We start from the raw sequence: 24,954 nt of genomic DNA, 5'->3' as shown, positions 1-24,954 counted from the left end.
ACGCCGGTGGTGTTCCCCTAACCGAGGGTGACCAAGCATGCAAGAAAGCGTGATGCAGCGCATGTGGAACAGCGCCTACCTATCCGGTAGTAACGCTGCCTATGTGGAAGAGCTCTACGAGCTCTACCTGCACGACCCTAACGCTGTGCCAGAAGAATGGCGCACCTACTTCCAGAAGTTGCCTGCTGATGGCAACACTGCCACCGATGTTTCGCACTCCACAATTCGCGATCATTTCGTCTTGCTGGCAAAGAACCAGCGCCGCGCCCAACCGGTTTCCGCCGGTAGCGTGAGCAGTGAGCACGAGAAGAAGCAAGTTGAAGTGCTGCGATTGATCCAGGCCTACCGTATGCGTGGCCACCAGGCAGCCCAGCTTGACCCGCTGGGGCTGTGGCAGCGTCCTGCACCTGCAGACCTGTCGATCAATCATTACGGCTTGACCAATGCCGATCTTGATACGACCTTCCGTGCCGGCGACCTGTTCATCGGCAAAGAGGAGGCGAGCCTACGCGAAATTCACGAAGCGTTGCAGCAGACATATTGCCGCACCATCGGCGCTGAATTTACGCATATCACCGATTCCGAGCAGCGCCAGTGGTTCCAGCAGCGTCTGGAAAGCGTGCGCGGCCGTCCGACGTACTCCGCCGACATCAAGAGCCACCTGCTCGAACGCGTCACCGCCGGCGAAGGTCTGGAAAAATACCTCGGGACCAAATACCCGGGTACCAAGCGTTTCGGTCTGGAAGGCGGCGAGAGCCTGATTCCGATGCTCGACGAGCTGATCCAGCGTTCCGGCTCCTACGGCACCAAGGAAATCGTGATCGGCATGGCCCACCGTGGCCGTCTCAACGTACTGGTCAATACCTTCGGCAAGAACCCGCGCGAGCTGTTCGATGAGTTCGAAGGCAAGAAGAAGGTCGAGCTGGGGTCCGGTGACGTTAAATATCACCAGGGCTTCTCGTCCAACGTGATGACCACTGGCGGTGAAGTTCACCTGGCCATGGCGTTCAACCCGTCCCACCTGGAAATCGTTTCCCCGGTGGTCGAGGGTTCGGTTCGCGCCCGTCAGGATCGTCGTAACGACCCTACCGGCGAGAAGGTTCTGCCGATCTCCATCCACGGTGACGCGGCATTCGCCGGTCAGGGTGTGGTGATGGAAACCTTCCAGATGTCGCAGACCCGCGGTTTCAAGACCGGCGGCACCGTGCACATCGTGATCAACAACCAGGTCGGTTTCACCATCAGCAACCCGTTGGACTCGCGCTCCACCGAGTACGCGACCGACGTTGCGAAGATGATCCAAGCGCCGATCCTCCATGTAAATGGTGATGATCCGGAAGCCGTGTTGTTCGTGACCCAGCTGGCCATCGACTACCGCATGCAGTTCAAGCGCGACGTGGTGATCGACCTGGTCTGCTACCGTCGTCGCGGCCACAACGAGGCCGACGAGCCTAGCGGCACCCAGCCAATCATGTATCAGCAGATCACCAAACAGCGCACCACCCGTGAGCTGTATGCCGATCGTCTGACCCAGGGCGGTGTGCTGGACGCAGAGCGTGTTCAGGCGAAAGTCGACGAATACCGCAATGCGCTGGACAACGGTCTGCATGTTGTAAAAAGCCTGGTCAAAGAGCCGAACAAAGAGTTGTTCGTGGACTGGCGTCCGTATCTGGGCCACGCCTGGACCGCGCGTCACGACACTCGCTTCGATCTGAAAACCTTGCAGGAACTGTCCGCCAAGCTGCTGGAAATTCCGGAAGGCTTCGTGGTTCAGCGCCAGGTCTCGAAAATCTACGAAGACCGTCAGAAAATGCAAGCCGGCGGCCTGCCGATCAACTGGGGTTACGCCGAAACCATGGCGTACGCGACCCTGGCGTTCGAAGGTCACCCGATTCGCATGACGGGTCAGGACATCGGTCGCGGTACGTTCTCGCACCGTCACGCTGTCTTGCACAACCAGAAAGACGCGGGTACCTACGTCCCGCTGCAAAACCTGTACAAGGGCCAGCCACGTTTCGACCTGTACGATTCGTTCCTGTCCGAAGAAGCCGTGCTGGCGTTCGAATACGGTTACTCGACCACCACGCCTGAGGCGCTGGTGATCTGGGAAGCCCAGTTCGGCGACTTCGCCAACGGTGCCCAAGTGGTTATCGACCAGTTCATCACCAGTGGCGAGCACAAGTGGGGTCGTCTCTGCGGTCTGACCATGCTGCTGCCGCACGGTTATGAAGGTCAGGGTCCGGAGCACTCTTCGGCTCGTCTGGAGCGTTACCTGCAGTTGTGCGCCGAGCACAATATTCAGGTAGCCGTGCCGACTACGCCGGCTCAGATCTACCACTTGCTGCGTCGTCAGGTGATTCGCCCGCTGCGCAAGCCGTTGATCGTTCTGACTCCGAAGTCGCTGCTGCGTCACAAACTGGCCATCTCGACTCTGGAAGATCTGGCTGAAGGTTCGTTCCAGACCGTTATCCCGGAAATCGATGCCCTGGACCCGAAAAAGGTCGAGCGCGTTGTTCTGTGTAGCGGCAAGGTCTACTACGACCTGCTGGAAAAACGCCGTGCCGAAGGTCGTGATGACATCGCCATCGTGCGTATCGAGCAGCTGTACCCATTCCCTGAGGACGACTTGAACGAAGTCCTGGCTCCGTACACCAACCTCAAACATATCGTTTGGTGTCAGGAAGAGCCGATGAACCAGGGTGCCTGGTACTGCAGCCAACACCACATGCGCCGCATCGTTGGCAATCACGACAAGTCTCTCGTACTCGAGTACGCGGGCCGTGATGCTTCTGCTGCACCTGCTTGTGGTTATGCATCGATGCACGCTGAGCAGCAGGAACAACTGCTGCAAGACGCCTTTACTGTTTAACGCCTTCGCGCACCTGAAACCGAATTTAAGGACCCACAGATAATGGCTATCGAAATCAAAGCCCCCACTTTCCCGGAATCGGTTGCCGATGGCACCGTTGCCACCTGGCACAAAAAACCGGGCGACGCCGTCAAGCGTGACGAACTGATCGTCGACATCGAAACTGACAAAGTCGTACTGGAAGTGTTGGCTACCGCTGATGGCGTGCTGGGCGCTATCGTCAAGAACGAAGGCGACACCGTTCTGTCCGACGAAGTTCTGGGCTCCATCGGTGAGGGCAGTGCTGCTGCCGCTGCTCCAGCCGCCGCTGCTGCACCTGCTGCCGCTGCTCCTGCCGAAGCGGGTGAAGATGATCCTGTTGCTGCACCGGCTGCTCGCAAGCTGGCTGAAGAAAACGGCATCAACATCGCTTCCGTTGCCGGCACTGGCAAAGGCGGTCGTGTAACCAAGGAAGACGTTGTTGCCGCTGTAGCTGCCAAGAAAGCCGCTCCGGCTGCCGCACCTGCCAAGGCTGCTGCTCCTGCCGCTGCTGCTCCAGTGTTCGCTGCTGGCGACCGCATCGAGAAGCGCGTACCGATGACCCGCGTGCGGGCCACCGTTGCCAAGCGTCTGGTTGAAGCTCAGTCGAACATGGCGATGCTGACCACGTTCAACGAAGTCGACATGACCGAAGTCATGGCCCTGCGTTCGAAGTACAAGGACCTGTTCGAGAAGTCCCACAACGGCGTGCGCCTGGGCTTCATGTCGTTCTTCGTCAAGGCTGCCACCGAAGCGCTGAAACGCTTCCCGGCTGTCAACGCGTCGATCGACGGTGCTGACATCGTTTATCACGGCTACGCTGACGTCGGTGTTGCTGTTTCCAGCGACCGCGGCCTGGTTGTACCGGTTCTGCGTAACGCCGAACTGATGAGCCTGGCTGAAATCGAAGGCGGCATCGCCACCTTCGGCAAGAAGGCTCGTGACGGCAAGCTGTCGATGGACGAAATGACCGGTGGTACGTTCACCATCACCAACGGTGGTACCTTCGGTTCGATGATGTCGACTCCGATCGTCAACCCGCCACAAGCGGCCATCCTGGGCATGCACAACATTCTGCAGCGTCCTATGGCGATCAACGGCCAAGTCGTTATCCGTCCGATGATGTACCTGGCTCTGTCCTACGATCACCGTTTGATCGACGGCAAAGAAGCTGTGACCTTCCTGGTTACCATCAAGAACCTGCTGGAAGACCCGGCTCGTTTGCTGCTGGATATCTGATTTCGTTGCACGGGCCGCTCAGCGATGAACGGCCCTTCTGTAATGACCAGCTTCGTCCCACGACGGTCCTCAAAAGGGGCCGTCCGGTTTGATTCGAGAAGGAATGACACATGACTCAGAAATTCGACGTGGTAGTGATTGGCGCGGGCCCTGGCGGCTACGTGGCTGCCATTAAAGCAGCGCAACTGGGCCTCTCCACTGCCTGCATCGAGAAATACACCGACAAGGAAGGCAAACTGGCCCTCGGCGGTACTTGTCTGAACGTCGGCTGCATTCCATCCAAGGCGCTGCTGGACAGCTCCTGGAAATACAAGGAAGCCAAAGAAGGCTTCGCGATCCACGGTATCAACCACGCTGGCGTGACCATGGATGTGGCAGCGATGGTCGGCCGTAAATCCACCATCGTCAAAGGCCTGACCTCTGGCGTTGCGACCCTGTTCAAGGCTAACGGTGTGACCTCGATCCAGGGCCACGGCAAACTGCTGGCCGGCAAGAAAGTCGAAGTCACCAAGCCTGACGGTTCGGTAGAAATCATTGAAGCCGAGAACGTGATTCTGGCTCCAGGTTCGCGTCCGATCGACATTCCACCGGCCCCGGTCGACCAGAATGTGATCGTCGACTCCACCGGCGCTCTGGAATTCCAATCGGTTCCGAAACGTCTGGGCGTGATTGGCGCTGGCGTGATCGGTCTGGAGCTGGGTTCGGTCTGGTCCCGTCTGGGAGCAGAAGTTACCGTTCTTGAAGCGCTGGACACCTTCCTGATGGCCGCTGACGCTGCCGTTTCCAAGGAAGCGCTGAAAACCCTGACCAAACAAGGTCTGGACATCAAGCTGGGTGCTCGCGTTACCGGTTCCAAAGTGAACGGCGACGAAGTCGTTGTGAACTACACCGATGCCAACGGCGAACAGAACATCACTTTCGACAAGCTGATCGTAGCCGTTGGTCGCCGTCCGGTGACCACTGATCTGCTGGCTGCTGATTGCGGCGTGACCCTGGACGAGCGCGGTTTCGTGCACGTTGACGATCACTGCGCTACCACCGTACCGGGCGTTTACGCCATTGGTGACGTGGTTCGCGGCATGATGCTGGCACACAAAGCCTCGGAAGAGGGCATCATGGTCGTTGAGCGCATCAAGGGCCACAAAGCCCAGATGAACTATGACTTGATCCCGTCAGTTATTTATACTCACCCGGAAATCGCGTGGGTCGGCAAAACCGAGCAGACCTTGAAGGCTGAAGGCGTTGAAGTTAACGTTGGCACCTTCCCGTTCGCAGCCAGTGGCCGTGCCATGGCAGCCAACGACACCGGCGGTTTCGTGAAAGTCATCGCCGATGCCAAGACTGACCGCGTATTGGGCGTCCACGTGATTGGCCCGAGCGCTGCAGAACTGGTTCAGCAGGGCGCGATCGGTATGGAATTCGGCACCAGCGCTGAAGACTTGGGCATGATGGTTTTCTCCCATCCGACCCTGTCTGAAGCCTTGCACGAAGCAGCTTTGGCAGTGAATGGCGGCGCCATCCACATCGCCAACCGCAAGAAGCGTTAAGACAATAAGAAACCACGGCGGTACGGCCCGTCGTGAGCCTTGCATGCAAGACTCACCGCGGAATGTCCGCTGGACGCAGTCTTGTGTAGCTCTGCTACGCAAGCAGCAGTCACAGGTGGTGCGGCACTTCAACTAGTGCAGCACCGAATGCGCAGTACCTAACGAAGACGGTAATAAGCATGAATCTTCACGAGTATCAGGGTAAGCAGCTGTTCGCTGAGTACGGCCTGCCAGTTTCCACCGGCTACGCAGTAGACACCCCGGAAGCAGCAGCAGAAGCTTGCGACAAAATCGGCGGCACCGAGTGGGTTGTCAAAGCCCAGGTCCACGCTGGTGGTCGCGGTAAAGCGGGCGGCGTAAAGCTGGTTCGCAGCAAAGAAGACGCCAAAGCATTCGCTCAACAGTGGTTGGGCAAGCGTCTGGTGACTTACCAGACTGATGCCAATGGCCAGCCAGTCACCAAGATCCTGGTTGAATCGTGCACTGATATCGCTAAAGAGCTGTACCTGGGCGCTGTCGTTGACCGTTCGAGCCGTCGCATCGTGTTCATGGCTTCCACCGAAGGTGGCGTGGACATCGAGAAAATCGCTCACGACACCCCTGAGAAAATCCTCAAGGCCACTATCGATCCACTGGTTGGCGCTCAGCCATTCCAGGGTCGCGAGCTGGCATTCCAGCTGGGTCTGGAAGGCAAGCAAGTTGCTCAGTTCGCCAAGATCTTCGTAGGTCTGGCCAAGCTGTTCAAGGATCACGACCTGGCTCTGCTGGAAGTGAACCCGCTGGTGATCAAGGCTGACGGCGATCTGCATTGCCTCGACGCCAAGATCAACATCGACGCCAACGCCATGTACCGTCAGCCTAAGCTGAAGACTTTCCACGATCCGTCGCAAGACGATCCGCGCGAAGCGCACGCTGCCAAGTTCGAACTGAACTACGTAGCGCTGGAAGGCAACATCGGTTGCATGGTCAACGGTGCTGGCCTGGCCATGGGTACCATGGACATCGTCAACCTGCATGGCGGCAAGCCAGCCAACTTCCTCGACGTGGGCGGCGGTGCTACCAAAGAACGCGTTACCGAAGCGTTCAAGATCATCCTGTCCGACACTAACGTCGCTGCAGTATTGGTCAACATCTTCGGCGGCATCGTTCGTTGCGACATGATTGCCGAAGGCATCATCGGCGCTGTGAAAGAAGTCGGCGTGAAAATCCCGGTTGTTGTTCGCCTTGAAGGCAACAACGCTGAGCTGGGCGCTAAAGTACTGGCAGAAAGCGGTTTGAACATCATCGCTGCTACCAGCCTGACCGACGCTGCTCAACAAGTCGTTAAAGCTGCGGAGGGCAAATAATGAGCGTCCTGATCAATAAAGACACCAAAGTTATCTGCCAGGGTATTACCGGTTCGCAAGGTAGTTTCCACACCCAGCAAGCCATCGAGTACGGCACCAAGATGGTGGGTGGTGTAACTCCTGGTAAAGGCGGCACCGAGCACCTGGGTCTGCCAGTGTTCAACACCGTGAAAGACGCTGTAGCTGCCACTGGCGCCACCGCCAGCGTGATCTACGTTCCAGCTCCTTTCTGCAAGGACTCCATCCTGGAAGCAGCCTTCGGCGGCATCAAGCTGATCGTTTGCATCACTGAAGGCATTCCTACCCTGGACATGCTGGATGCCAAGGTCAAGTGCGACGAGCTGGGCGTAGTCCTGATCGGTCCTAACTGCCCAGGCGTGATCACTCCAGGCGAATGCAAGATCGGCATCATGCCAGGTCACATTCACTTGCCAGGCAAGGTCGGTATCGTTTCCCGTTCCGGCACCCTGACCTACGAAGCTGTGAAGCAGACTACTGACGCCGGTTTCGGTCAGTCGACTTGCGTCGGCATCGGTGGTGACCCGATCCCGGGTTCGAACTTCATCGACATCCTGAAGCTGTTCCAGGAAGACCCGAAGACCGAAGCGATCGTTATGATCGGCGAGATCGGCGGTTCGGCTGAAGAAGAAGCGGCTGCCTACATCAAGGCAAACGTGACCAAGCCGGTTGTTTCCTACATCGCTGGTGTGACTGCCCCTGCGGGCAAGCGTATGGGCCATGCTGGCGCAATCATCTCTGGCGGCAAAGGCACTGCAGACGAGAAGTTTGCTGCCCTGGAAGACGCAGGCGTTAAAACCGTGCGTTCGCTGGCAGACATCGGCAAGGCTTTGTCCGAGCTGACCGGTTGGGCGATCAAGTAAGCCTCGCGCTTAACTGACGCTTCACCAAACAAAGGCCACCTTCGGGTGGCCTTTGTCGTTTCCGGGGTTTGTGCGCGTCAGTGAAGGCCTCTTCGCGAGCAAGCCCGCTCCCACATTTGACCGCATTCCAATGTGGGGAGCGGGCTTGCTCGCGAAGACGGAATTACAGACGACGACGCAATTACATGTAAAAACGCGACATTGAAGTGTCGCGTATCGCAAAGTTCGCACCCTAACAGTGCGTTTGTCGTGCAAATTCGTTAGGCTAGCAGCCATTTTTGCGTCCGCGGCCCACAAGGCAGCGGCGCGCTAAACGGGTCAGTCCTATACGGGCCGACAGCATTTCCCTCACCCATAAGGGAAATCCCTCTCTAAATTCCGATTCAGTAGTGTGGTATTTCCTTAATGAAAGTGTTGAAAGGCCAGGACATCCTGGCACTGGGTTTTATGACGTTTGCCCTGTTCGTCGGGGCTGGCAACATCATCTTCCCGCCTATCGTCGGTTTGCAGTCCGGGCCTAATGTCTGGATGGCGGCGCTGGGTTTTCTGATCACCGCGGTTGGTTTGCCGGTGATCACCGTTGTTGCCCTGGCCAAGGTCGGTGGTGCAATGGATGCCTTGAGCAGCCCGATCGGTAAAGTCGCCGGTGGCCTGTTGGCAGCCGCGTGCTACCTCGCTGTCGGCCCGTTGTTCGCGACGCCGCGCACCGCGACCGTGTCGTTTGAAGTAGGCCTGGCGCCGTTGACCGGCGAGAGCCCGCTGGCGCTGTTTCTTTATAGCTCGGTGTACTTCCTGGTGGTGTTCTTCATTTCGCTCTATCCGGGCCGTCTGCTGGACACTGTAGGACGTTTCCTTGCGCCGCTGAAGATCATCGCCCTGGCCGTTCTCGGCATCGCCGCGTTCGCGTTGCCGGCCGGTGACATCGGCGTGGCCACTCCTGAATATGTCGCTGCACCGTTCTCTCAAGGCTTTATCAATGGTTATCTGACCATGGATACCCTGGGTGCGCTGGTATTCGGCATTGTCATCGTCAATGCGATCCGCTCCCGAGGCGTGGAATCGCCGGCGTTGATCACCCGCTACGCGATCATCGCCGGGCTGATTGCCGGCGTGGGTCTGGCGCTGGTTTACGTCAGTCTGTTCCGTCTCGGTTCGGGCAGCCATGAAGTAGCCGCTGGTGCTGCCAACGGCGCAGCGGTATTGCACGCGTACGTTCAGCACACGTTTGGTTCGCTGGGCAGCGGTTTCCTTGCGGTGCTGATCTCTCTGGCCTGCCTGGTGACAGCGGTCGGTCTGACATGTGCCTGTGCCGAATACTTCAGCCGTGTGTTGCCACTGTCCTACAAGACGCTGGTGATCATCCTGGCTGCGTTCTCCCTGTTGGTGTCCAACCTGGGCCTCACCAAGCTGATCGCGTTCTCGATCCCGGTGCTGACCGCCATCTACCCGCCGTGCATCGCCTTGGTCGCCCTGAGCTTCTGCAAGGACTTCTGGCATGAGCAGGGTCGCATCGTCGGTCCGGTGATGCTGGTGTCGTTCATCTTCGGTCTGATCGATGCCCTCAAGGGCGCCGGTCTGGCCGACTGGATGCCGACTCAACTGACTCATCTGCCGCTGAGCGAGCAGGGTCTGGCGTGGCTGGTGCCGTCGGTCATGACCCTGGTGGTTGCCGTGGCTTGTGACCGTCTGCTGGGCAAGCGCGAAGAAGCGCTGGCTTAAGCTGCTTCATGGCCCGTCACAAGCGGGCCTTGAGCTGCTTCCTGGCAAAAAATAGAAATGCCCCGTATCAATCGATACGGGGCATTTTTTTATGGGTGGGATGCGGTGTCTTTTTCCTTGCGCTAACGTCGAAGCATTGCCAAATCTAATGTGGGAGCGGGCTTGCTCGCGAAGACGGCTTATCATTCAACATTGATGTCGACTGACCCACCGCCTTCGCGAGCAAGCCCGCTCCCACAGGGTTTCAGTTCTCCGAAAACACCTCACAAGGACCTGCATGTCGTTCATCCACGCCAATCTGATCCACATCCTCGCCGCGCTCTGGTTTGTCGTCTGCTGGGGTGGCTACACCCGTTATGCCTCATGGAAGGGCCGCGACACCGCTTGCCTGGCCAGCGTGCTGCACCTGTATCGCGAAGACTGGATGCGCCGCATGCTGTTGCGCGACAACCGCATTGCCGATGCCAGCGTGATCGGTAACCTGGAGCGTAATGCCTCCTTCTTCGCTTCCAGTACGCTGATTATCCTGGCCGGTATTCTCACGGTGTTGGGTGCGTCCGACAGAGCCGTGTCGTTGCTGGCGGATATCCCGATGGTGCAACAGGCCTCCCAAGGCATGTCGGAGATCAAGTTGTTGTGCCTGGCGCTGGTGTTTGTCTATGCGTTCTTTACGTTCAGCTGGTGCATGCGTCAGTACAACTTTGCGGCGATTCTCGTGGGTTCGGCGCCGATGATTGGCGAGCGCCATGTGTCCGAGCAAGAACGCAAAGCCTTCGCTTCCCGAGCCGCCCGTGTCATCTCCATGGCGGCCAACCAGTTCAACTTCGGTCTGCGCTCCTATTACTTTGGCATGACCATGCTGGCGTGGTTTGTCAGCCCTTGGTTGTTCATGTTGATGAGTGCCGGCGTCGTGCTGGTGTTGTATCGCCGCGAGTTTCACTCCGACGTTCTTGATGTGATGGTCTATACCCCTACAGAGGCGCCATTGCCTGAAGCAAACAAGGAAGCTGCTTGATGAGTATTCCGTTCTGGTGTGTGTTTATCAGCGCATTGTTGATTTACGTGGCGAAGATTCCGGTGGCCAAAGCCATGAACGAGCAGGGTGGTTACAACAATCACCTGCCGCGCCAGCAGCAGGCGCAACTTACCGGCTTTGGTGCCCGTGCATTGGCGGCCCACCAGAACAGTTTCGAGGCGTTCCTATTGTTTGCGGTTGGGGTGTTGATGGCGCACACCACGCAGACGGCTGGATGGCTGATCGATGCGCTGGCAATCATCTTCGTGATCACGCGCGTCATTTACTTGCTGTGCTATTGGGGAGATCTGGCCTGGCAGCGCAGTCTGGTGTGGTTTGTGGGTTTAGTGTGTTCGTTGTTGCTGATGATTAGTCCGACTTTTAGAGCGGTTTTGCTCTAACACTTATCGCCAATAAAAAGAAAACCCGCACTTGGCGGGTTTTCTTTTATCACACTAAAAACGGTTTTAGTTTTTAGGGGCTTCTGGCGCTGGAACCGGAGCTGCAGCTGGAGCAGCTTCTTTGGCCGCTGCTGCGTTCGATTCGGCCTGAGCTTTGGCAGCTTCGGCGTTTTCTTTTGCGGCCTCGTTCACTTTATCCTGAGCTTCGCTCATTTTTTCCTGAGCTTGCTCGGAATGTTTGGCGGCATCTTGAGCTTTGTCCTCGGATTTTTTATCGCAGGCAGCGAGACCGAGGGAAGCGGTCAACATCAAGGCAATAGCTAAAGTCTTACGCATGGGGTGTTTCTCCTTATGGAAATATCTACTTGGCCTTTCGAGCACGGCGATCAGGGTTAAGTTCCTTAATTCGCACAGATATATAAGTTTGTTTTGCAGCGGAACTTTTGCCCTCTAGCCTGCTATTTTGGCCCGACACTGAGAAGAGTTTTATCCAATGGCCGAAAACCCCGTTTTTGAGCGTGCGACGCGATTCCTGTCGGCATTGCGGCATTGTCAGGTGCTCGGCATGCGCGTTCACAGCGCCAGCAGCGAAGGGTTGACGGTGATTCTGCCGTACAGCCCGCAGATCGTCGGCAACCCGCGAACCGGAGTGATTCATGGCGGTGCGCTGACCTCGCTGATGGACACCGCCTGCGGCATGGCCACCCTTTGCGTGCTGCCTGAGTTCGAAGTCTGTCCGACGCTCGACTTGCGCATCGATTACATGCACGCCGCCGAGCCATACAAGGACGTCTACGGCTTCGCCCAATGCTACCGGGTGACCACCGACGTGATCTTTGCGCGCGGTTTTGCCTATCAGGACGACCCCGAACAGCCCATCGCCCATGTGGTGGGCACCTTCATGCGCATGGGCAAGAGCATCAAAGGCACCAAAGGTTTTGCCGGTGCCATAGCCGGAGGTGCGAAATGACCGACACGTTCAAGGAGCAACTTCAACAGGCCCATGCGCAGGGGGACTACGCCTCGCTGCTGGACCTGATTCCCTACGCCAGGCTGATTGGCGTTGAATGTTCGCGGGTCGGGGATGAGCTGCTGTTTCGTCTACCGGCCAACAAGGACAACATTGGTAATCCTTTATTGCCGGCGATTCATGGGGGGGTGATTGCCGGGTTCATGGAACTCTCGGCGGCATTGCACCTGCTGATTTTCACCGGCTCGCCCGGCGTGCCGAAAATTATCGACTTTTCCCTCGATTACCTGCGCGCGGGTCAGTTTCGCGATACCTGGGCCAGATGCCAGGTATGCCGTCAGGGGCGTCGGGTAGCCAATGTGGCGATTACCGCCTGGCAAAGCACTGAAGCCGAGCCCATTGCCACGGCCCGCGCTCACTTCAAAATCGAAGAGCCCTTGAAATCCTGATCTCAGCCCCCAACTCTGAGGACAACCCGCCGCCGACCCTCAAGGTCGCGGCCACTGCCATCTGATTGGAGTTTGATGACCATGAGTGTGGAAACTCAAAAGGAAACCCTGGGCTTCCAGACCGAGGTGAAGCAACTGCTGCACCTCATGATCCATTCGCTGTATTCCAACAAGGAAATTTTCCTTCGCGAATTGATCTCGAACGCCTCTGACGCTGTCGATAAATTACGCTTTGAAGCGCTGGCCAAGCCTGAGCTGCTGGAAGGTGGCGCTGAACTGAAAATCCGTGTGAGCTTCGACAAAGACGCTAAAACCGTCACCCTCGAAGACAACGGCATCGGCATGAGCCGTGACGACGCCGTCACCCATCTGGGCACCATCGCCAAATCCGGCACTGCCGATTTCATGAAACACCTGTCTGGCGATCAGAAAAAAGACTCGCACCTGATCGGTCAATTCGGTGTCGGTTTCTACTCGGCCTTCATCGTCGCCGATAAAGTCGACGTATTCAGCCGCCGTGCCGGCGTCGCTGCCAGCGAAGGCGTGCACTGGTCGTCCAAGGGCGAAGGCGAGTTCGAAATTTCCACTGTCGAGAAAGCCGACCGTGGTACTCGCATCGTCCTGCACCTGAAGTCCGCTGAAGACGAATTCGCCGATGGCTGGCGTCTGCGCAACATCATCAAGAAGTACTCCGACCACATCGCCTTGCCGATCGAGTTGCCGAAAGAAGTGGCAGCCGTCGAAGGTGAAGAGAAACCTGCCGTTGAATGGGAAACCGTCAACCGCGCCAGCGCCCTGTGGACTCGCCCTCGCACTGAAGTGAAAGACGAGGAGTATCAGGAGTTCTACAAGCACGTCGCTCACGATTTCGAAAACCCGCTGAGCTGGAGCCACAACAAGGTCGAAGGCAAGCTCGAGTACACCTCGCTGCTTTATGTGCCGACCCGTGCTCCGTTCGACCTGTACCAGCGTGAAGCGCCGAAAGGCCTGAAGCTGTACGTGCAGCGTGTGTTCGTCATGGATCAGGCCGAGTCGTTCCTGCCGCTGTACCTGCGCTTCATCAAAGGCGTGGTCGATTCCAACGACCTGTCGCTGAACGTGTCGCGGGAAATCCTGCAGAAAGACCCGATCATCGACTCCATGAAGTCGGCGTTGACCAAGCGTGTTCTGGACATGCTGGAAAAACTGGCGAAGAACGAGCCTGAGCAATACAAGGGCTTCTGGAAGAACTTCGGTCAGGTCATGAAAGAAGGCCCGGCAGAAGACTTCGCCAACAAAGAGAAAATTGCCGGCCTGCTGCGTTTCGCGTCCACTCAGGGCGACGACGGCGAGCAAGTTGTGGGCTTGGCCGATTACCTGGCTCGCGCCAAGGAAGGTCAGGACAAGATCTACTACCTGACCGGCGAAACCTACGCCCAAGTCAAAAACAGCCCGCACCTGGAAGTCTTCCGTAAGAAAGGCATCGAAGTGCTGCTGCTGACCGACCGCATCGACGAGTGGCTGATGAGCTACCTCAACGACTTCGACGGCAAGAGCTTTGTCGACGTGGCACGCGGTGACCTGGACCTCGGCAATCTGGATTCGGAAGAAGACAAGAAAGCCGCGGAAGAAGTCGCCAAGTCCAAAGAAGGCCTGGTTGAGCGTCTCAAGACTGCTTTGGGTGAGTCCGTCGCTGAAGTGCGGGTTTCCCACCGTCTGACCGATTCCCCGGCGATTCTGGCCATTGGCGAGCAGGACCTGGGCCTGCAAATGCGTCAGATCCTGGAAGCCAGCGGTCAGAAGGTTCCGGATTCGAAGCCGATTTTCGAATTCAACCCGGCTCACCCGCTGATCGAGAAACTTGACAACGAGCAGAGCGACGAGCGCTTCGGCGACCTGTCGCACATTCTGTTCGATCAGGCGGCCCTGGCGGCCGGCGACAGCTTGAAAGACCCGGCGGCTTACGTGCGCCGTCTGAACAAGCTGTTGGTTGAACTGTCGGTTTAACTGCGTTGTAAAAAAAACCCGCTTCGGCGGGTTTTTTCATTCTGGGGCTTTTTTACTGGGAGTTTGTCATGAGCCAAATCACTGTTCGTTCCGTCCTCATCGATGCATAACCTGCTGGATGAAGTGTTAGTGCCGGCCCCTTCGCGAGCAAGCCCGCTCCCACAGTGGATCGGCGTCGACCGTAAATTTTGCGTACGACACGATCAAATGTGGGAGCGGGCTTGCTCGCGAAGGCAATCTAATAGGCGACTCAGGATCTAAGGCAACTCGATCCGCTCACTTTCCCCCGGCACTGTCGGCCAATCCCCGGTCGCCCAGCGCCGACGTGCTTCATCGATCAATGCCGGATCGCTGGCCACGAAATTCCAGTTGATCCGTCGCGGTCCATCCAGTGGCGCTCCGCCAAACAGCACGGCATGACAGTCGCTCTCGGCGAACAGTGTCATCTCTTTCCCGGCCGGCAGCACCACTAGCGTGTAGCGCTCCAGCAGCTCGCCATCAAGCTGCGCCTCGCCGCTCAACACATACAGCGCCCGTTCTTCATGCTCGGTGGGAATCAGTAGCGTGGTCGCCGTTTGCAGGTTTAATTCGGCATACAACGTAGGAGAAAGCACCGGGACTGGCGATTCGAGGCAAAAGCCTGACCCGGCGATCATCCGTATCTTCACGCCAAGGTTATCGCTGACTGGCAGTGTGGCAGCCGGATGGTGACTGTAATGTCCCGGGCCGTGTTCGCGATCCTTGGGCGAAGCCAGCCAGATCTGTAATCCGTGCATGCTAAAGCCGCTTTCTTTCAAGGCTTCGGGCGTGCGTTCGACGTGGGCAATTGCGCTACCCGCCGTCATCCAGCTGACATCGCCGGCATTCACCACCTGATCGGAACCGAGGCTGTCCTTGTGCTGGATTTGCCCTTCGAACAGGTACGTGAGGGTAGACAGGCCGATGTGCGGATGCTGACGGATGTTCATGCCTTTGCCCGCCGGGTAACGGGTTTCGAGCATGTGGTCGAAAAACACGAAAGGCCCGACGTTGCGGCATTTGGCTGACGGCAACGGGCGAAGAATCGGCTGGCCTTCGACATCTTCGGCGCGAGGGCGGATCACGAGTGGCGTGTTCATGGTGCGTTCCAGGCTGAGCGGGTGACGCAGGGAGCATAACCCGCTTGTGCAGCCCGTGCCGCTATTGGCTGAAGGCACCTTCGGACAGATGGGTTTCGATGCTGATGTCGGAAGTGGTCATCAGCTTGTGGACCGGGCAGCGGTCGGCCACGCGGTGCAGCTCGTCGCGCTGGGCATCGGTGAGCACACCCTTGAGCGTGAGTTCGACGTGCAGGGCGTATTTGCCTTTCTGTTCTTCACTGTTGTCGCGCGTGACCTCAACTTCGACGCCCGTCAGCGGGATGTCCTTTTTCCTGGCATACATTTTCAGCGTCAGGGCCTTACAGGCACCGAGGGCTGCATCGAAGTAGTCGTGTGGTTCAGGCGCAGTGCCTTCGCCGCCAGAGGTTTTCGGCACATCGGCAAAAAGTTCGTGGTCATCGATCTGGACGCTGTGACGAAAACCTTCGGCGGAGACGGTATTGACGGTAACAGTCATGGGAAACCTCGCGGGTAACAGGGAAAAGTCATTCGATCAAAAAAGACCCTGAAGTTATAGAGCATTCCTGTAGGAGCTGCCGAAGGCTGCGATCTCATGTTGTCCCGCCGATCTGTCATTAACCTGTCACTCCCGCGTCATACCCTCGCGCTCATCTCAATCAAGGAGCGCACCATGCACCTCACCCGTTTAGCCACCCTGGCCACAATGATGTTCGTCAGTGGTCTGGCCAGTGCCGAAGTCCGCGTTGAAGGCCCGGTGGAATACGGCGTGTTCGCTGGCCCAAAAGCCGAACTGCAATCGGGCGAGCGCGTTTTGCGCCGCAGCAATGAACAGATCCAGCAGACCGAAATCATCCCGGCGAAACTGGGCATCAAGTTCGGGATGCGTTACCAGTTGGCCGGCAAGGTCGCCGAAGACCAGCCGCTGACGTTGCTCTATTTCACACCGGGCATTCGTACTTCAGATGGCGTGCGTCACGACAAACTGGAAGTAACCCAGAAACTGGTGCCAGGCGCTCCGCAAGACTTGATGGCTTTCGAGTTCACCGAAAGCCACGAAGTCGTTCCTGGGGAATGGCGTTTCATGGTGTTCCAAGGCGACCGTCTGCTGGCTCAGCAACGCTTTACCGTGCGCTGATCGTTCCCGTCCAACGAAGCGCGGGCAAGCGCTGGGCAAGCCCGCTCCCACAGGGGGATCTGGGGTGCCAAGTTAACCGACGAAAAAAAGCCCCGCATTTGCGGGGCTTTCATGTCGTTGCTGCGGATCAGCTGCCTTTGACCGTCTTGCCGTTGACGATACCGTCGAGGAGCATGATGTTGTACTCCTTGCCATCGGTTTCGACCTGTTGCAGACGGACCAGCAGGTAATCCCAGTCCTTGGCGAACCACAGCACGGTGATGCGTTTGCTTTGTGTCGGATCGCGCACGCGCTCGACCTTGATCGCATCGATCTGGCCAGCCTTGGTGTCGACTTTCTCCGAGCCCAGCACACGGAAGTCATAGGTATCGACTTCGCCGTCATCGACGACCTGATAGCTCATGCTTTTCTTGCCGGCGGCAACGTCATGCTGCAGCGCCAGTTGATAGGTGGATTTGTCGACCATGCCGCGGTTGAGCGGCAGTTTGACCGCGTCGCCGCGATCGGTGCCGGTGACCATCTTGTTGGCCCAGTCGAAGTCCAGATCCGCCTTCTTGGCTTTGCCCAGGCCACCGCGTTCGAAGTGGTAGGACTGCGGCAGCAGCGTGTCCTTGTCCAGGGTCAGGGTGCTTTCTTCGGTCAGGCTGGCGATCATCATCGACGCCTTGAAGCTGAGTTTCCAGACGCCGTTGGCTCCCTTGGTCAGGCTGCGTTCGGCGGTGCCGCTCATGGGCAGCTGTTTCCAGTCGGCGGTGTAGCTGGCGGAGAAGGGTTGAAGGTCTGCGGCCTGCGCAAACGGCAGGGCGAACAGAGCGCAAGCGAAGAGCAGGGCGCGACGCATAAAATCTCCTAGGTTCGAATCAAGTGGCCGCTGGCCGCGAGTAACTGTCCGTCCAGTAAAGCACCTTGTTCACCGAGTGATAAACGACCTTCAGCAAACCAGCGTACGGCCATCGGGTAGATCAGGTGTTCCTGGGTATGGACTCGCTGCGCCAGACTCTGCGGCGAATCGTGCAACTCTACCGGTATTACTGCCTGTACGACCAGTGGTCCACCATCGAGTTCCTCGGTGACGAAGTGCACGGAGCAGCCATGTTCAGTATCGCCGGCCTCCAGCGCGCGCTGATGGGTGTGTAACCCTTTGTATTTGGGCAGCAGCGAGGGATGGATATTGAGCAGGCGACCCTGATAGTGGCGCACGAAATCAGCGCTGAGAATGCGCATGAAGCCGGCCAGTACCACGAGTTTGGGGTTGAAGGCGTCGATCAGTTCGATCAGCGCGGCATCGAAGGCCTCGCGACCTTCGAACGCCTTGTGATCCAGGGTGCGGGTGTCGATACCCGCGTCCCTGGCGCGTTGCAGGCCGTAGGCGTCGGCGCGGTTGGAAATCACCGCAGCGATGCGGGCCGGGCTGTCGCCGGTCCGCGCGCTGTCGATCAAGGCCTGCAAGTTACTGCCGGTGCCGGACAACAGCACCACCACATCACAGGTTTTAGGCATTAGTGCGCCTTAAGGTTCTTCAGTTCGACCTGAGCCGCGCCTTCGGCAGCGGTGGCGATCTGACCGATGACCCAAGGCTGCTCGCCGGCTTCACGCAGCACGTTCAGCGCGGTTTCAACGTGCTCCTGGCCAACGCAGATGACCATGCCGACGCCACAGTTCAGCACGCGGTGCATTTCGTTTTCGTCGACGTTGCCTTTCTCTTGCAGCCAGTCGAACACGGCAGGGCGAGTCCAGCTAGCAACGTCAACCACCGCTTGTGCGCCTTTTGGCAGAACGCGCGGAATGTTGTCCAGCAGGCCACCACCGGTGATGTGGGCCATGGCTTTGACGGCACCGGTGTCCTTGATCAGCTTGAGCAACGGCTTCACGTAGATGCGGGTCGGGGCCATCAGCAGGTCGGTCAGCGGTTTGCCGTCGAGCTGGATGTTTTCGATGTCTGCACCGGACACTTCGATGATCTTGCGGATCAGCGAGTAGCCGTTGGAGTGCGGGCCGGAAGACGGCAGGGCGAGCAGGGCATCGCCGGCAGCGACTTTGGAACCGTCGATGATTTCGGCTTTTTCCACGACGCCGACGCAGAAGCCGGCCAGGTCGTAGTCTTCGCCTTCGTACATGCCAGGCATTTCAGCGGTTTCGCCGCCGACCAGGGAGCAGCCGGACAGTTCACAGCCAGCGCCGATGCCGGTCACGACCTGGGTCGCGGTTTCGACGTTCAGTTTGCCGGTGGCGTAGTAGTCGAGGAAGAACAGCGGCTCGGCGCCGCAGACCACCAGGTCGTTCACGCACATGGCAACCAGGTCGATGCCGATGCTGTCGTGCTTGTTCAGGTTCAGCGCCAGGCGCAGTTTGGTGCCGACGCCGTCAGTGCCCGATACCAGTACCGGTTGCTTGTAACCGGCCGGGATTTCGCAGAGGGCGCCGAAACCGCCCAGGCCGCCCATGACTTCCGGGCGCGCAGTGCGCTTGGCGACGCTCTTGATGCGTTCGACCAATGCTTCACCGGCGTCGATGTCTACACCGGCGTCCTTGTAGCTCAGGGAGGGTTGCTTGCTCATGATCCAGGCCTTTAGGGGGGATTCAGGGGTAACGACCGAGTCCAGTGGGGCCACTGAAGCTGGCGAAGGGCAATTGCCGTACGCGAATTTCAGGGCGCCCGGCTGTTGCCGGTCTGCGAAGGCGCGCGATTTTATCAGGCTTGAGGGGCAGCGGCCATCCTCGTGCCGACGGGCAGAGGCATATCGCGTTAAAAAAACCGATATTGCTCGTATTGGTGGCGTCCCGCATGGCTGTATAAGGTATCGACGCTAACCGTCTATCGTTATGTCAATGCGAAAACTTAACGTGATCGTGTGAATGTTTTGCTTGAGCGTGTGGTCACAGCCTAGCTCAATCGTCTTCATGTTCATGCGGTTTGTTCCAGCCGCTCTTGTCGTCAGGAATCTCTTATGCGTTTTCTTAAATGCTTGTTCGTAGGCTGTTTATCCATGGTCAGCCTGACCAGCCATGCCGAAACAATCAAAAGCCTCTATCAAGTGCGCGAACCTGTCAGCAGCCAGACGCCGGAGGAGCGCGATCAGGCGACTCAACGGGCGCTGGATACGTTGGTGTTGCGCCTGACCGGCGATCCCAAGGCTGCGCAGAACCCGGGTCTGGCGGCCGTGCGCAAAGATCCTCAGCAAATCATCAGTCAGTTCGGTTACGACGCCGGGCCGCCGCAAGTGCTGAAAGTCGATTTCGATCCGGCCACCACCGAACAGGCCTTGCGGCGTGCAGGGTTGGCCGTATGGGGCGCCAACCGGCCATCGATTCTCGGTTGGTGGCTGAACGATTCCGCCGAAGGGTCGAGCCTGGTCGGCGATGGTCAGGCCAGCGCTACGCCACTGCGTCGAGCGGCTCAACATCGTGGGCTGCCGCTGCGCTTGCCGCTGGCGGACCTGGATGAGCAGATTGTCGCCACGGCGCCGAATCTGGAAAGTGCAGACCCGGCACCGCTGCGTGGCGCATCCGACCGATACAATGCCGACGCCTTGCTGGCGGTGCATGCCCGTGAAGAGGGTGGCCAATGGCAAGCCAAGTGGCGTTTGTGGTTGGGCGATCAGAAAGAAGCGGGTAGCGTGCAGGGTGCCGATACCGCAGCGCTGGCCGATGCGGTGATGCTGGCGGTCAGCCAACGCCTGGCGCCGCGATTTGTCGCCAAACCGGGTGCATCGAGCGAGCAATTGCTGGAGGTGCAGGGGATGAACCTGGAACGTTATGCGACGCTCGGGCGTTTGCTTGAGCCTTTCGGCGCTCGCCTGCAAAGCGTTGATGGTGACCGCGTGCTTTATCGGGTCAACGGCAGCTCCGATCAGCTGCGGGCGCAGTTGTCTTTGGCCAAGTTGCAGGAAATTCCGGCTGGTGAGGCGCCTGCCCCCACGGCGCCTGTTCAACCCGTAGCGGTTGGCTCAACACCGACCGCAGCGCCAGCCCTGGCACCGACGCCGCAGTTACGTTTTCGTTGGTAGTTTTTCTTTATATAGAAGCAGGAGTGGTACATGGCCGATACACGGCGTTGGTTCTGGCTCGGTGGGGTGGTCCTGCTTTGCGCGTTTGTTTACCTGTTGCACCCGATCCTGACGCCGTTCCTGGTGGCGCTGCTGTTGGCCTATCTGTTTGACCCGTTGGTGGATCGGCTGGAGAAGTACGGTCTGTCACGGTCCTGGGGCGTGGTGGCGGTGTTCGCGTTGTTCACGCTGATTGTCACCGCGTTGCTGTTGGTGTTGGTGCCGATGCTCGCCAAGCAGCTGTTTCGTTTGTATGAACTGGCGCCGCAGATGCTCGACTGGTTGCAGCATACCGCTGTGCCGTGGGTGCAATCGAAGATGGGGTTGTCGGACGGCTTCTGGAAGTTCGACAAGCTCAAGGCGGCATTCAGCGAGCACATGGGCCAGACCACCGATGTGGTCGGTGTGGTACTGAGTCAGGCGACAGCTTCAGGCCTTGCGTTGATCGGCTGGCTGGCCAATCTGGTGCTGATTCCGGTGGTGAGTTTTTATCTGCTGCGCGACTGGGACTTGATGATGGTCAAGATCCGTAGCCTGCTGCCCCGCGATCGTGAAGAACGCGTGATGTCCCTGGCGGCTGAATGTCATGAAGTGCTCGGGGCGTTTATCCGCGGGCAATTGCTGGTGATGCTGGCGCTGGGCGTAATCTATGCCGCAGGTTTGATGATCGTCGGGCTGGAGCTGGGGTTGTTGATCGGTCTGATTGCCGGTCTGGCGGCAATCGTGCCGTACATGGGATTCGTCATCGGGATTGGTGCGGCATTGATCGCCGGTCTGTTCCAGTTCGGTGGCGATCTGTATCCCATGATCGGTATCGTCGCGGTGTTCATGGTCGGCCAGGCGCTGGAAGGTATGGTCCTGACGCCGTTGCTGGTGGGCGACCGGATCGGCCTGCACCCGGTGGCGGTGATTTTCGCCATCCTGGCCGGCGGCGAACTGTTTGGTTTTACCGGTGTGCTGCTGGCGTTGCCGGTGGCGGCGGTGATCATGGTTCTGGTGCGGCATGTGCATGATTTGTATAAGGATTCGGATATCTACGGCGGAGTCGACGAATCCGAGCTGTAAGGTTTTTTGATCGCTCGTGGCGGGCAGTCTGGTTTCATGCCAGGTTTGCCCGACTCTCTCGTGCGGCTGTCACATGCGCCGCCAAAGAAACTGTCATAAAACCAGAGTGTTAACGCAAACCTTTGATTTTGCTTGTGGTCTGTCGCATTGTGCGGTCAGCCTCACGGGTATAAACTTCGCAAACTTTACACAGAGGCCACTAACGGTTCCTTTGGAACTGTTCAGTCAGCATGAAACCGATTCAGCTGCCCCTAGGTGTGCGTCTGCGTGATGACGCTACCTTTATCAATTACTACCCAGGCGCCAATGCCGCTGCACTCGGCTATGTCGAGCGGCTCTGCGAAGCCGACGCCGGCTGGACGGAAAGCCTGATTTACCTCTGGGGCAAGGACGGGGTAGGGCGCACGCATTTGTTGCAGGCGGCCTGTCTGCGCTTCGAGCAACTGGGGGAGCCTGCGGTGTACCTGCCGTTGGCCGAGTTGCTGGACCGCGGCATCGAAATCCTCGATAACCTCGAACAATACGAACTGGTTTGCCTGGACGATCTGCAGGCGGTCGCCGGCAAGGCGGACTGGGAAGAGGCGCTGTTCCATCTGTTCAATCGTCTGCGTGACAGCGGCCGGCGTCTGCTGATCGCCGCCTCGACATCTCCGCGCGAGCTGCCGGTGAAGCTGGCAGACCTCAAGTCGCGGCTGACACTGGCGCTGATTTTTCAGATGCGTCCACTCTCTGACGAAGACAAATTGCGTGCCTTGCAGTTGCGCGCATCCCGTCGCGGCCTGCACCTGACTGACGAAGTCGGGCATTTTATTTTGACCCGCGGTACCCGCAGCATGAGTGCGCTTTTCGAGCTGCTTGAACGGCTCGATCAGGCCTCTCTTCAGGCTCAGCGCAAGCTGACAATCCCGTTCCTGAAAGAAACCCTTGGTTGGTAAAAAAACCTGATCAAGCTCAGGTTTTACGCGGGTTTCGGCATATTCAAGGCGTCAAAAAATCCGCTTTCCTGCAAGAAGGCAGGCTGCGCAAAAGTTCAAAATTGGCTTAAGCGCTTAGATGTAAACGAGAAACCGATAAGTCACATAAAGATCGATTGAATTTGCAAATGAGGTTGATAGCGGGCATAGTCGCGGCTTCTTTTAAAACTATCAGCCACGGTCGTGCCCATGCTAAAGCGCTTCGCACCCCTCGTGCCTCTCGCACTCGTCACCCTGTTGTTCGGTTGCGCTGCTCACTCTCCAGTGTCCCAGCAAGAGCCAAAACAGCAGGTTTCAAATTCAGTTACCGCGCAGTCTTCTTCCGTACTTTTCCAGGAAGCTCTTTACCAAGACGGCGTAGCTACCGATAAAGAACTGGCAGACTTCGCCGGCGGCAAGTCATACCAGCTTCCAGTTCTGGCCGACAGCATCCTCGAACGTGGCATGTCCCTGATCGGTACCCGTTACCGTTTCGGCGGCACCTCCGAAGCTGGTTTCGACTGCAGCGGCTTCATCGGTTATCTGTTTCGTGAAGAGGCCGGCATGAACCTGCCGCGCTCGACCCGCGAAATGATCAACGTTGACGCTCCTCTGGTTGCTCGCAGCGCCCTCAAGCCGGGTGACCTGCTGTTCTTCGCCACCAATGGTCGTCGCGGTCGTGTCAGTCACGCCGGGATCTACCTGGGTGACAATCAGTTCATCCACTCCAGCAGCCGCAAAAGCGGTGGTGTCCGGATCGATAGCCTGGGCGACAGCTACTGGAGCAAAACCTTTATCGAAGCCAAACGCGCACTCGCGATGGCGCCGGCTGCGGCTCCTATCGTCACTGCACGCAAGTAAACGTACGACTTGTAAGGCGAACTTAAAGTCTTACTTGAAGTTTGCCGCGTAGCCGCTAGAATCCTGATCTATTATTGATGGCAAACCGCCTGCGTTCTTCGCAGGCGGTTTTCTTTCTGCCTTTTCGGTGGAAAAAGCCGCAGCCAGATCAGGATGTTCTGTTTATGACGATGTCGGCCCGCCTCGCACTCATGTTCTTCGCAGCGCTGCTCAGCGCCTGCGCCAGCCGCCCACCACCCCCTGCGCCAGTGGTTCGCGCTCCGATTGTTTTCGGTCCTTCCCAAACCTTTTCCCCTGAGGCAGAAGACGTGCTGTTTCGCGCGCTGGGCCTGGTGGGAACGCCTTATCGCTGGGGCGGCAATACGCCGGATTCCGGGTTCGATTGCAGCGGTCTGATCGGTTATGTGTATCGCGATGTCGCAGGCATTTCCTTGCCACGCTCCACCCGCGAGATGATCGGCATGCAAGCCCCCAATATTGGCAAGGAAGGCCTGCAAACCGGTGACTTGATTTTCTTCGCCACCAATGGCGGCTCCCAGGTCAGCCACGCCGGGATCTACGTCGGCGAAGGCCGCTTCGTCCACGCGCCAGCCACGGGCGGCACGGTCAAGCTGGACAGCTTGTCCAAAGCTTACTGGCAGAAAGCCTATCTGAGCGCCAAACGCGTCTTGCAACCCGAGCACTTGGCACATAATCCGTAGCGGGGGTGGTTATGACCGCTCGCACGCTCTGTCGTAAACGCTGTGGGAGCGGGCTTGCCCGCGCGTCGGCACATTCAACATCGATGTAGTCTGGGCTGTCGCTATGCCCCGCCATTCGGTGGCCCCCTGCGCAACGCCTGCAACCCGCTGATATCGATGCGGTTCGGAGATTGAGTCATGCATCGGAGAGTCCTTTAAAAGGTTGGCCACACTCAGCTGATCGAATCGATATCCAGCGGCTCGCGGGCCAGCAAAAATCCATCATCCAATTGCCTTGGAATCATTGCGTACTGCTCCAGACGGCGATTTTCAGCTGTTTGCTCCAGCGTTCCACGCTACCGGGGAACTCCGGTAACCGGGCAGCACTGCCGTACACATCCGCCAGGGTAAGGCGGCGATAGCGCAGGGTTTGCAAACGTTTATGGGTTTTTTCCAGTCGACCTCGCTCTCCGTACAGGGCACTCATCGCGGCCTTTTCTTTCGTCGTCGCACCATCCGGCCCCTCGTTATGGCGCACCTGGCGGGCATACTCATAAAGCTTCTCCCTGAGCGTTGCCAAGGCGTGTTCGACGACGCGGTACTCGCGCTCGGTGACCACGGTTGCGCCGGTTTCCTGGGCTTGTTGCCAGCGGCGCAAGGTCGCCCAGGCAAAA

The 24,954-nt window shown here is 58.2% G+C and carries 23 protein-coding genes and 1 pseudogene; 17 read left to right on the top strand and 7 right to left on the bottom strand.

All coding sequences use genetic code 11. From position 1 onward, the window contains the following. Positions 1–37 precede the first annotated feature (37 nt). From IC37_RS22080 to IC37_RS22040, 8 genes are all read left to right on the top strand, one after another. Positions 38–2,869 carry a 2-oxoglutarate dehydrogenase E1 component gene (locus tag IC37_RS22080; protein ID WP_030131726.1) on the top strand — a complete coding sequence of 944 codons (2,832 nt, stop codon included), beginning with the start codon at positions 38–40 and terminating at the stop codon, positions 2,867–2,869. 42 nt (positions 2,870–2,911) lie between these two features. Further along, entirely contained in the window at positions 2,912–4,126 is a 1,215-nt protein-coding gene (gene odhB, locus IC37_RS22075; protein WP_030131725.1) for a 2-oxoglutarate dehydrogenase complex dihydrolipoyllysine-residue succinyltransferase, read from the top strand. Between the two features lie 110 nt (positions 4,127–4,236). Continuing rightward, positions 4,237–5,673 (top strand): dihydrolipoyl dehydrogenase, encoded by a 1,437-nt coding sequence (lpdA, locus tag IC37_RS22070; RefSeq protein ID WP_030131724.1) that lies wholly within the window; start codon positions 4,237–4,239, stop codon positions 5,671–5,673. Positions 5,674–5,852: 179 nt separating this feature from the next. Continuing rightward, complete coding sequence (gene sucC, locus IC37_RS22065; protein ID WP_007898980.1) at positions 5,853–7,019, top strand: ADP-forming succinate--CoA ligase subunit beta; 1,167 nt, start codon at positions 5,853–5,855, stop codon at positions 7,017–7,019. Beyond that, positions 7,019–7,900, top strand: coding sequence for a succinate--CoA ligase subunit alpha (gene sucD / locus IC37_RS22060; RefSeq protein WP_007898976.1), 882 nt, complete (start codon positions 7,019–7,021; stop codon positions 7,898–7,900). Before sucC ends, sucD begins: the two co-directional genes overlap by 1 nt. 405 nt (positions 7,901–8,305) lie before the next feature. Continuing rightward, positions 8,306–9,619: a branched-chain amino acid transport system II carrier protein gene (brnQ, locus tag IC37_RS22055; protein WP_030131723.1), complete on the top strand. Its 1,314-nt coding sequence runs from the start codon at positions 8,306–8,308 to the stop codon at positions 9,617–9,619. Between the two features lie 277 nt (positions 9,620–9,896). Continuing rightward, a complete protein-coding gene (locus IC37_RS22045) occupies positions 9,897–10,634 on the top strand; it encodes a DUF599 domain-containing protein (protein ID WP_030131722.1) in 738 nt (245 codons plus the stop codon). Further along, entirely contained in the window at positions 10,634–11,035 is a 402-nt protein-coding gene (locus IC37_RS22040; RefSeq protein ID WP_030131721.1) for an MAPEG family protein, read from the top strand. Before IC37_RS22045 ends, IC37_RS22040 begins: the two co-directional genes overlap by 1 nt. Before the next feature lie 66 nt (positions 11,036–11,101). Here IC37_RS22040 and IC37_RS22035 read toward each other — a convergent pair whose 3' ends face one another. Next, positions 11,102–11,371: a hypothetical protein gene (locus IC37_RS22035; protein WP_030131720.1), complete on the bottom strand. Its 270-nt coding sequence runs from the start codon at positions 11,369–11,371 to the stop codon at positions 11,102–11,104. A 157-nt stretch (positions 11,372–11,528) separates the two neighbouring features. Here IC37_RS22035 and IC37_RS22030 point away from each other — a divergent pair, with 157 nt between their 5' ends. From IC37_RS22030 to htpG, 3 genes are all read left to right on the top strand, one after another. After that, entirely contained in the window at positions 11,529–12,005 is a 477-nt protein-coding gene (locus IC37_RS22030; RefSeq protein ID WP_030131719.1) for a PaaI family thioesterase, read from the top strand. After that, positions 12,002–12,454, top strand: a complete 453-nt coding sequence (locus IC37_RS22025) for a PaaI family thioesterase (RefSeq protein ID WP_030131718.1) — start codon at positions 12,002–12,004, stop codon at positions 12,452–12,454. Before IC37_RS22030 ends, IC37_RS22025 begins: the two co-directional genes overlap by 4 nt. Before the next feature lie 81 nt (positions 12,455–12,535). After that, positions 12,536–14,440: a molecular chaperone HtpG gene (htpG, locus tag IC37_RS22020; RefSeq protein ID WP_030131717.1), complete on the top strand. Its 1,905-nt coding sequence runs from the start codon at positions 12,536–12,538 to the stop codon at positions 14,438–14,440. 257 nt (positions 14,441–14,697) lie between these two features. On the opposite strand, the gene IC37_RS22015 is transcribed toward htpG, so the two are convergent. Further along, positions 14,698–15,558: a pirin family protein gene (locus tag IC37_RS22015; protein ID WP_030131716.1), complete on the bottom strand. Its 861-nt coding sequence runs from the start codon at positions 15,556–15,558 to the stop codon at positions 14,698–14,700. A 61-nt stretch (positions 15,559–15,619) separates the two neighbouring features. Next, positions 15,620–16,036, bottom strand: a complete 417-nt coding sequence (locus IC37_RS22010; RefSeq protein WP_030131715.1) for an OsmC family protein — start codon at positions 16,034–16,036, stop codon at positions 15,620–15,622. A 174-nt stretch (positions 16,037–16,210) separates the two neighbouring features. On the opposite strand from IC37_RS22010, the gene IC37_RS22005 reads away from it, so the two are divergent. Further along, entirely contained in the window at positions 16,211–16,675 is a 465-nt protein-coding gene (locus tag IC37_RS22005) for a DUF3859 domain-containing protein (protein WP_030131714.1), read from the top strand. A 127-nt stretch (positions 16,676–16,802) separates the two neighbouring features. Here the strand turns inward: IC37_RS22005 and IC37_RS22000 are convergent, their stop codons facing one another. From IC37_RS22000 to purM, 3 genes are read right to left on the bottom strand one after another with little or no spacing between them, the layout of a single operon-like run. Further along, a complete protein-coding gene (locus IC37_RS22000; RefSeq protein ID WP_030131713.1) occupies positions 16,803–17,516 on the bottom strand; it encodes a DUF3108 domain-containing protein in 714 nt (237 codons plus the stop codon). An 8-nt stretch (positions 17,517–17,524) separates the two neighbouring features. Beyond that, positions 17,525–18,175, bottom strand: a complete 651-nt coding sequence (gene purN, locus IC37_RS21995) for a phosphoribosylglycinamide formyltransferase (protein ID WP_030131712.1) — start codon at positions 18,173–18,175, stop codon at positions 17,525–17,527. Further along, positions 18,175–19,233, bottom strand: coding sequence for a phosphoribosylformylglycinamidine cyclo-ligase (purM, locus tag IC37_RS21990; RefSeq protein ID WP_030131711.1), 1,059 nt, complete (start codon positions 19,231–19,233; stop codon positions 18,175–18,177). The genes purN and purM overlap by 1 nt, the downstream gene beginning before the upstream one ends. Before the next feature lie 390 nt (positions 19,234–19,623). On the opposite strand from purM, the gene IC37_RS21985 reads away from it, so the two are divergent. The 5 genes from IC37_RS21985 to IC37_RS21965 all read left to right on the top strand — a co-directional run bounded on the left by IC37_RS21985 (position 19,624) and on the right by IC37_RS21965 (position 24,301). Then, positions 19,624–20,682, top strand: coding sequence for a DUF2066 domain-containing protein (locus IC37_RS21985; protein WP_030131710.1), 1,059 nt, complete (start codon positions 19,624–19,626; stop codon positions 20,680–20,682). 30 nt (positions 20,683–20,712) lie between these two features. Next, complete coding sequence (locus IC37_RS21980) at positions 20,713–21,786, top strand: AI-2E family transporter (RefSeq protein WP_030131709.1); 1,074 nt, start codon at positions 20,713–20,715, stop codon at positions 21,784–21,786. A 230-nt stretch (positions 21,787–22,016) separates the two neighbouring features. After that, the gene (gene hda, locus IC37_RS21975) at positions 22,017–22,721 is read left to right on the top strand and encodes a DnaA regulatory inactivator Hda (RefSeq protein ID WP_007898944.1); all 705 of its coding nucleotides are present in this window, start codon (positions 22,017–22,019) and stop codon (positions 22,719–22,721) included. Between the two features lie 228 nt (positions 22,722–22,949). After that, positions 22,950–23,600: a C40 family peptidase gene (locus tag IC37_RS21970; RefSeq protein WP_030131708.1), complete on the top strand. Its 651-nt coding sequence runs from the start codon at positions 22,950–22,952 to the stop codon at positions 23,598–23,600. A gap of 164 nt (positions 23,601–23,764) precedes the next feature. Continuing rightward, complete coding sequence (locus IC37_RS21965; protein ID WP_030131707.1) at positions 23,765–24,301, top strand: C40 family peptidase; 537 nt, start codon at positions 23,765–23,767, stop codon at positions 24,299–24,301. Between the two features lie 280 nt (positions 24,302–24,581). Here IC37_RS21965 and IC37_RS30005 read toward each other — a convergent pair. Then, positions 24,582–24,954 (bottom strand): annotated as a pseudogene (locus tag IC37_RS30005) (lipase family protein); the annotation flags it as partial.

The organism is Pseudomonas sp. QTF5, from assembly GCF_000512695.2.
Lineage (GTDB): Bacteria > Pseudomonadota > Gammaproteobacteria > Pseudomonadales > Pseudomonadaceae > Aquipseudomonas.
This window is presented reverse-complemented; position numbering and strand designations above follow the sequence as displayed.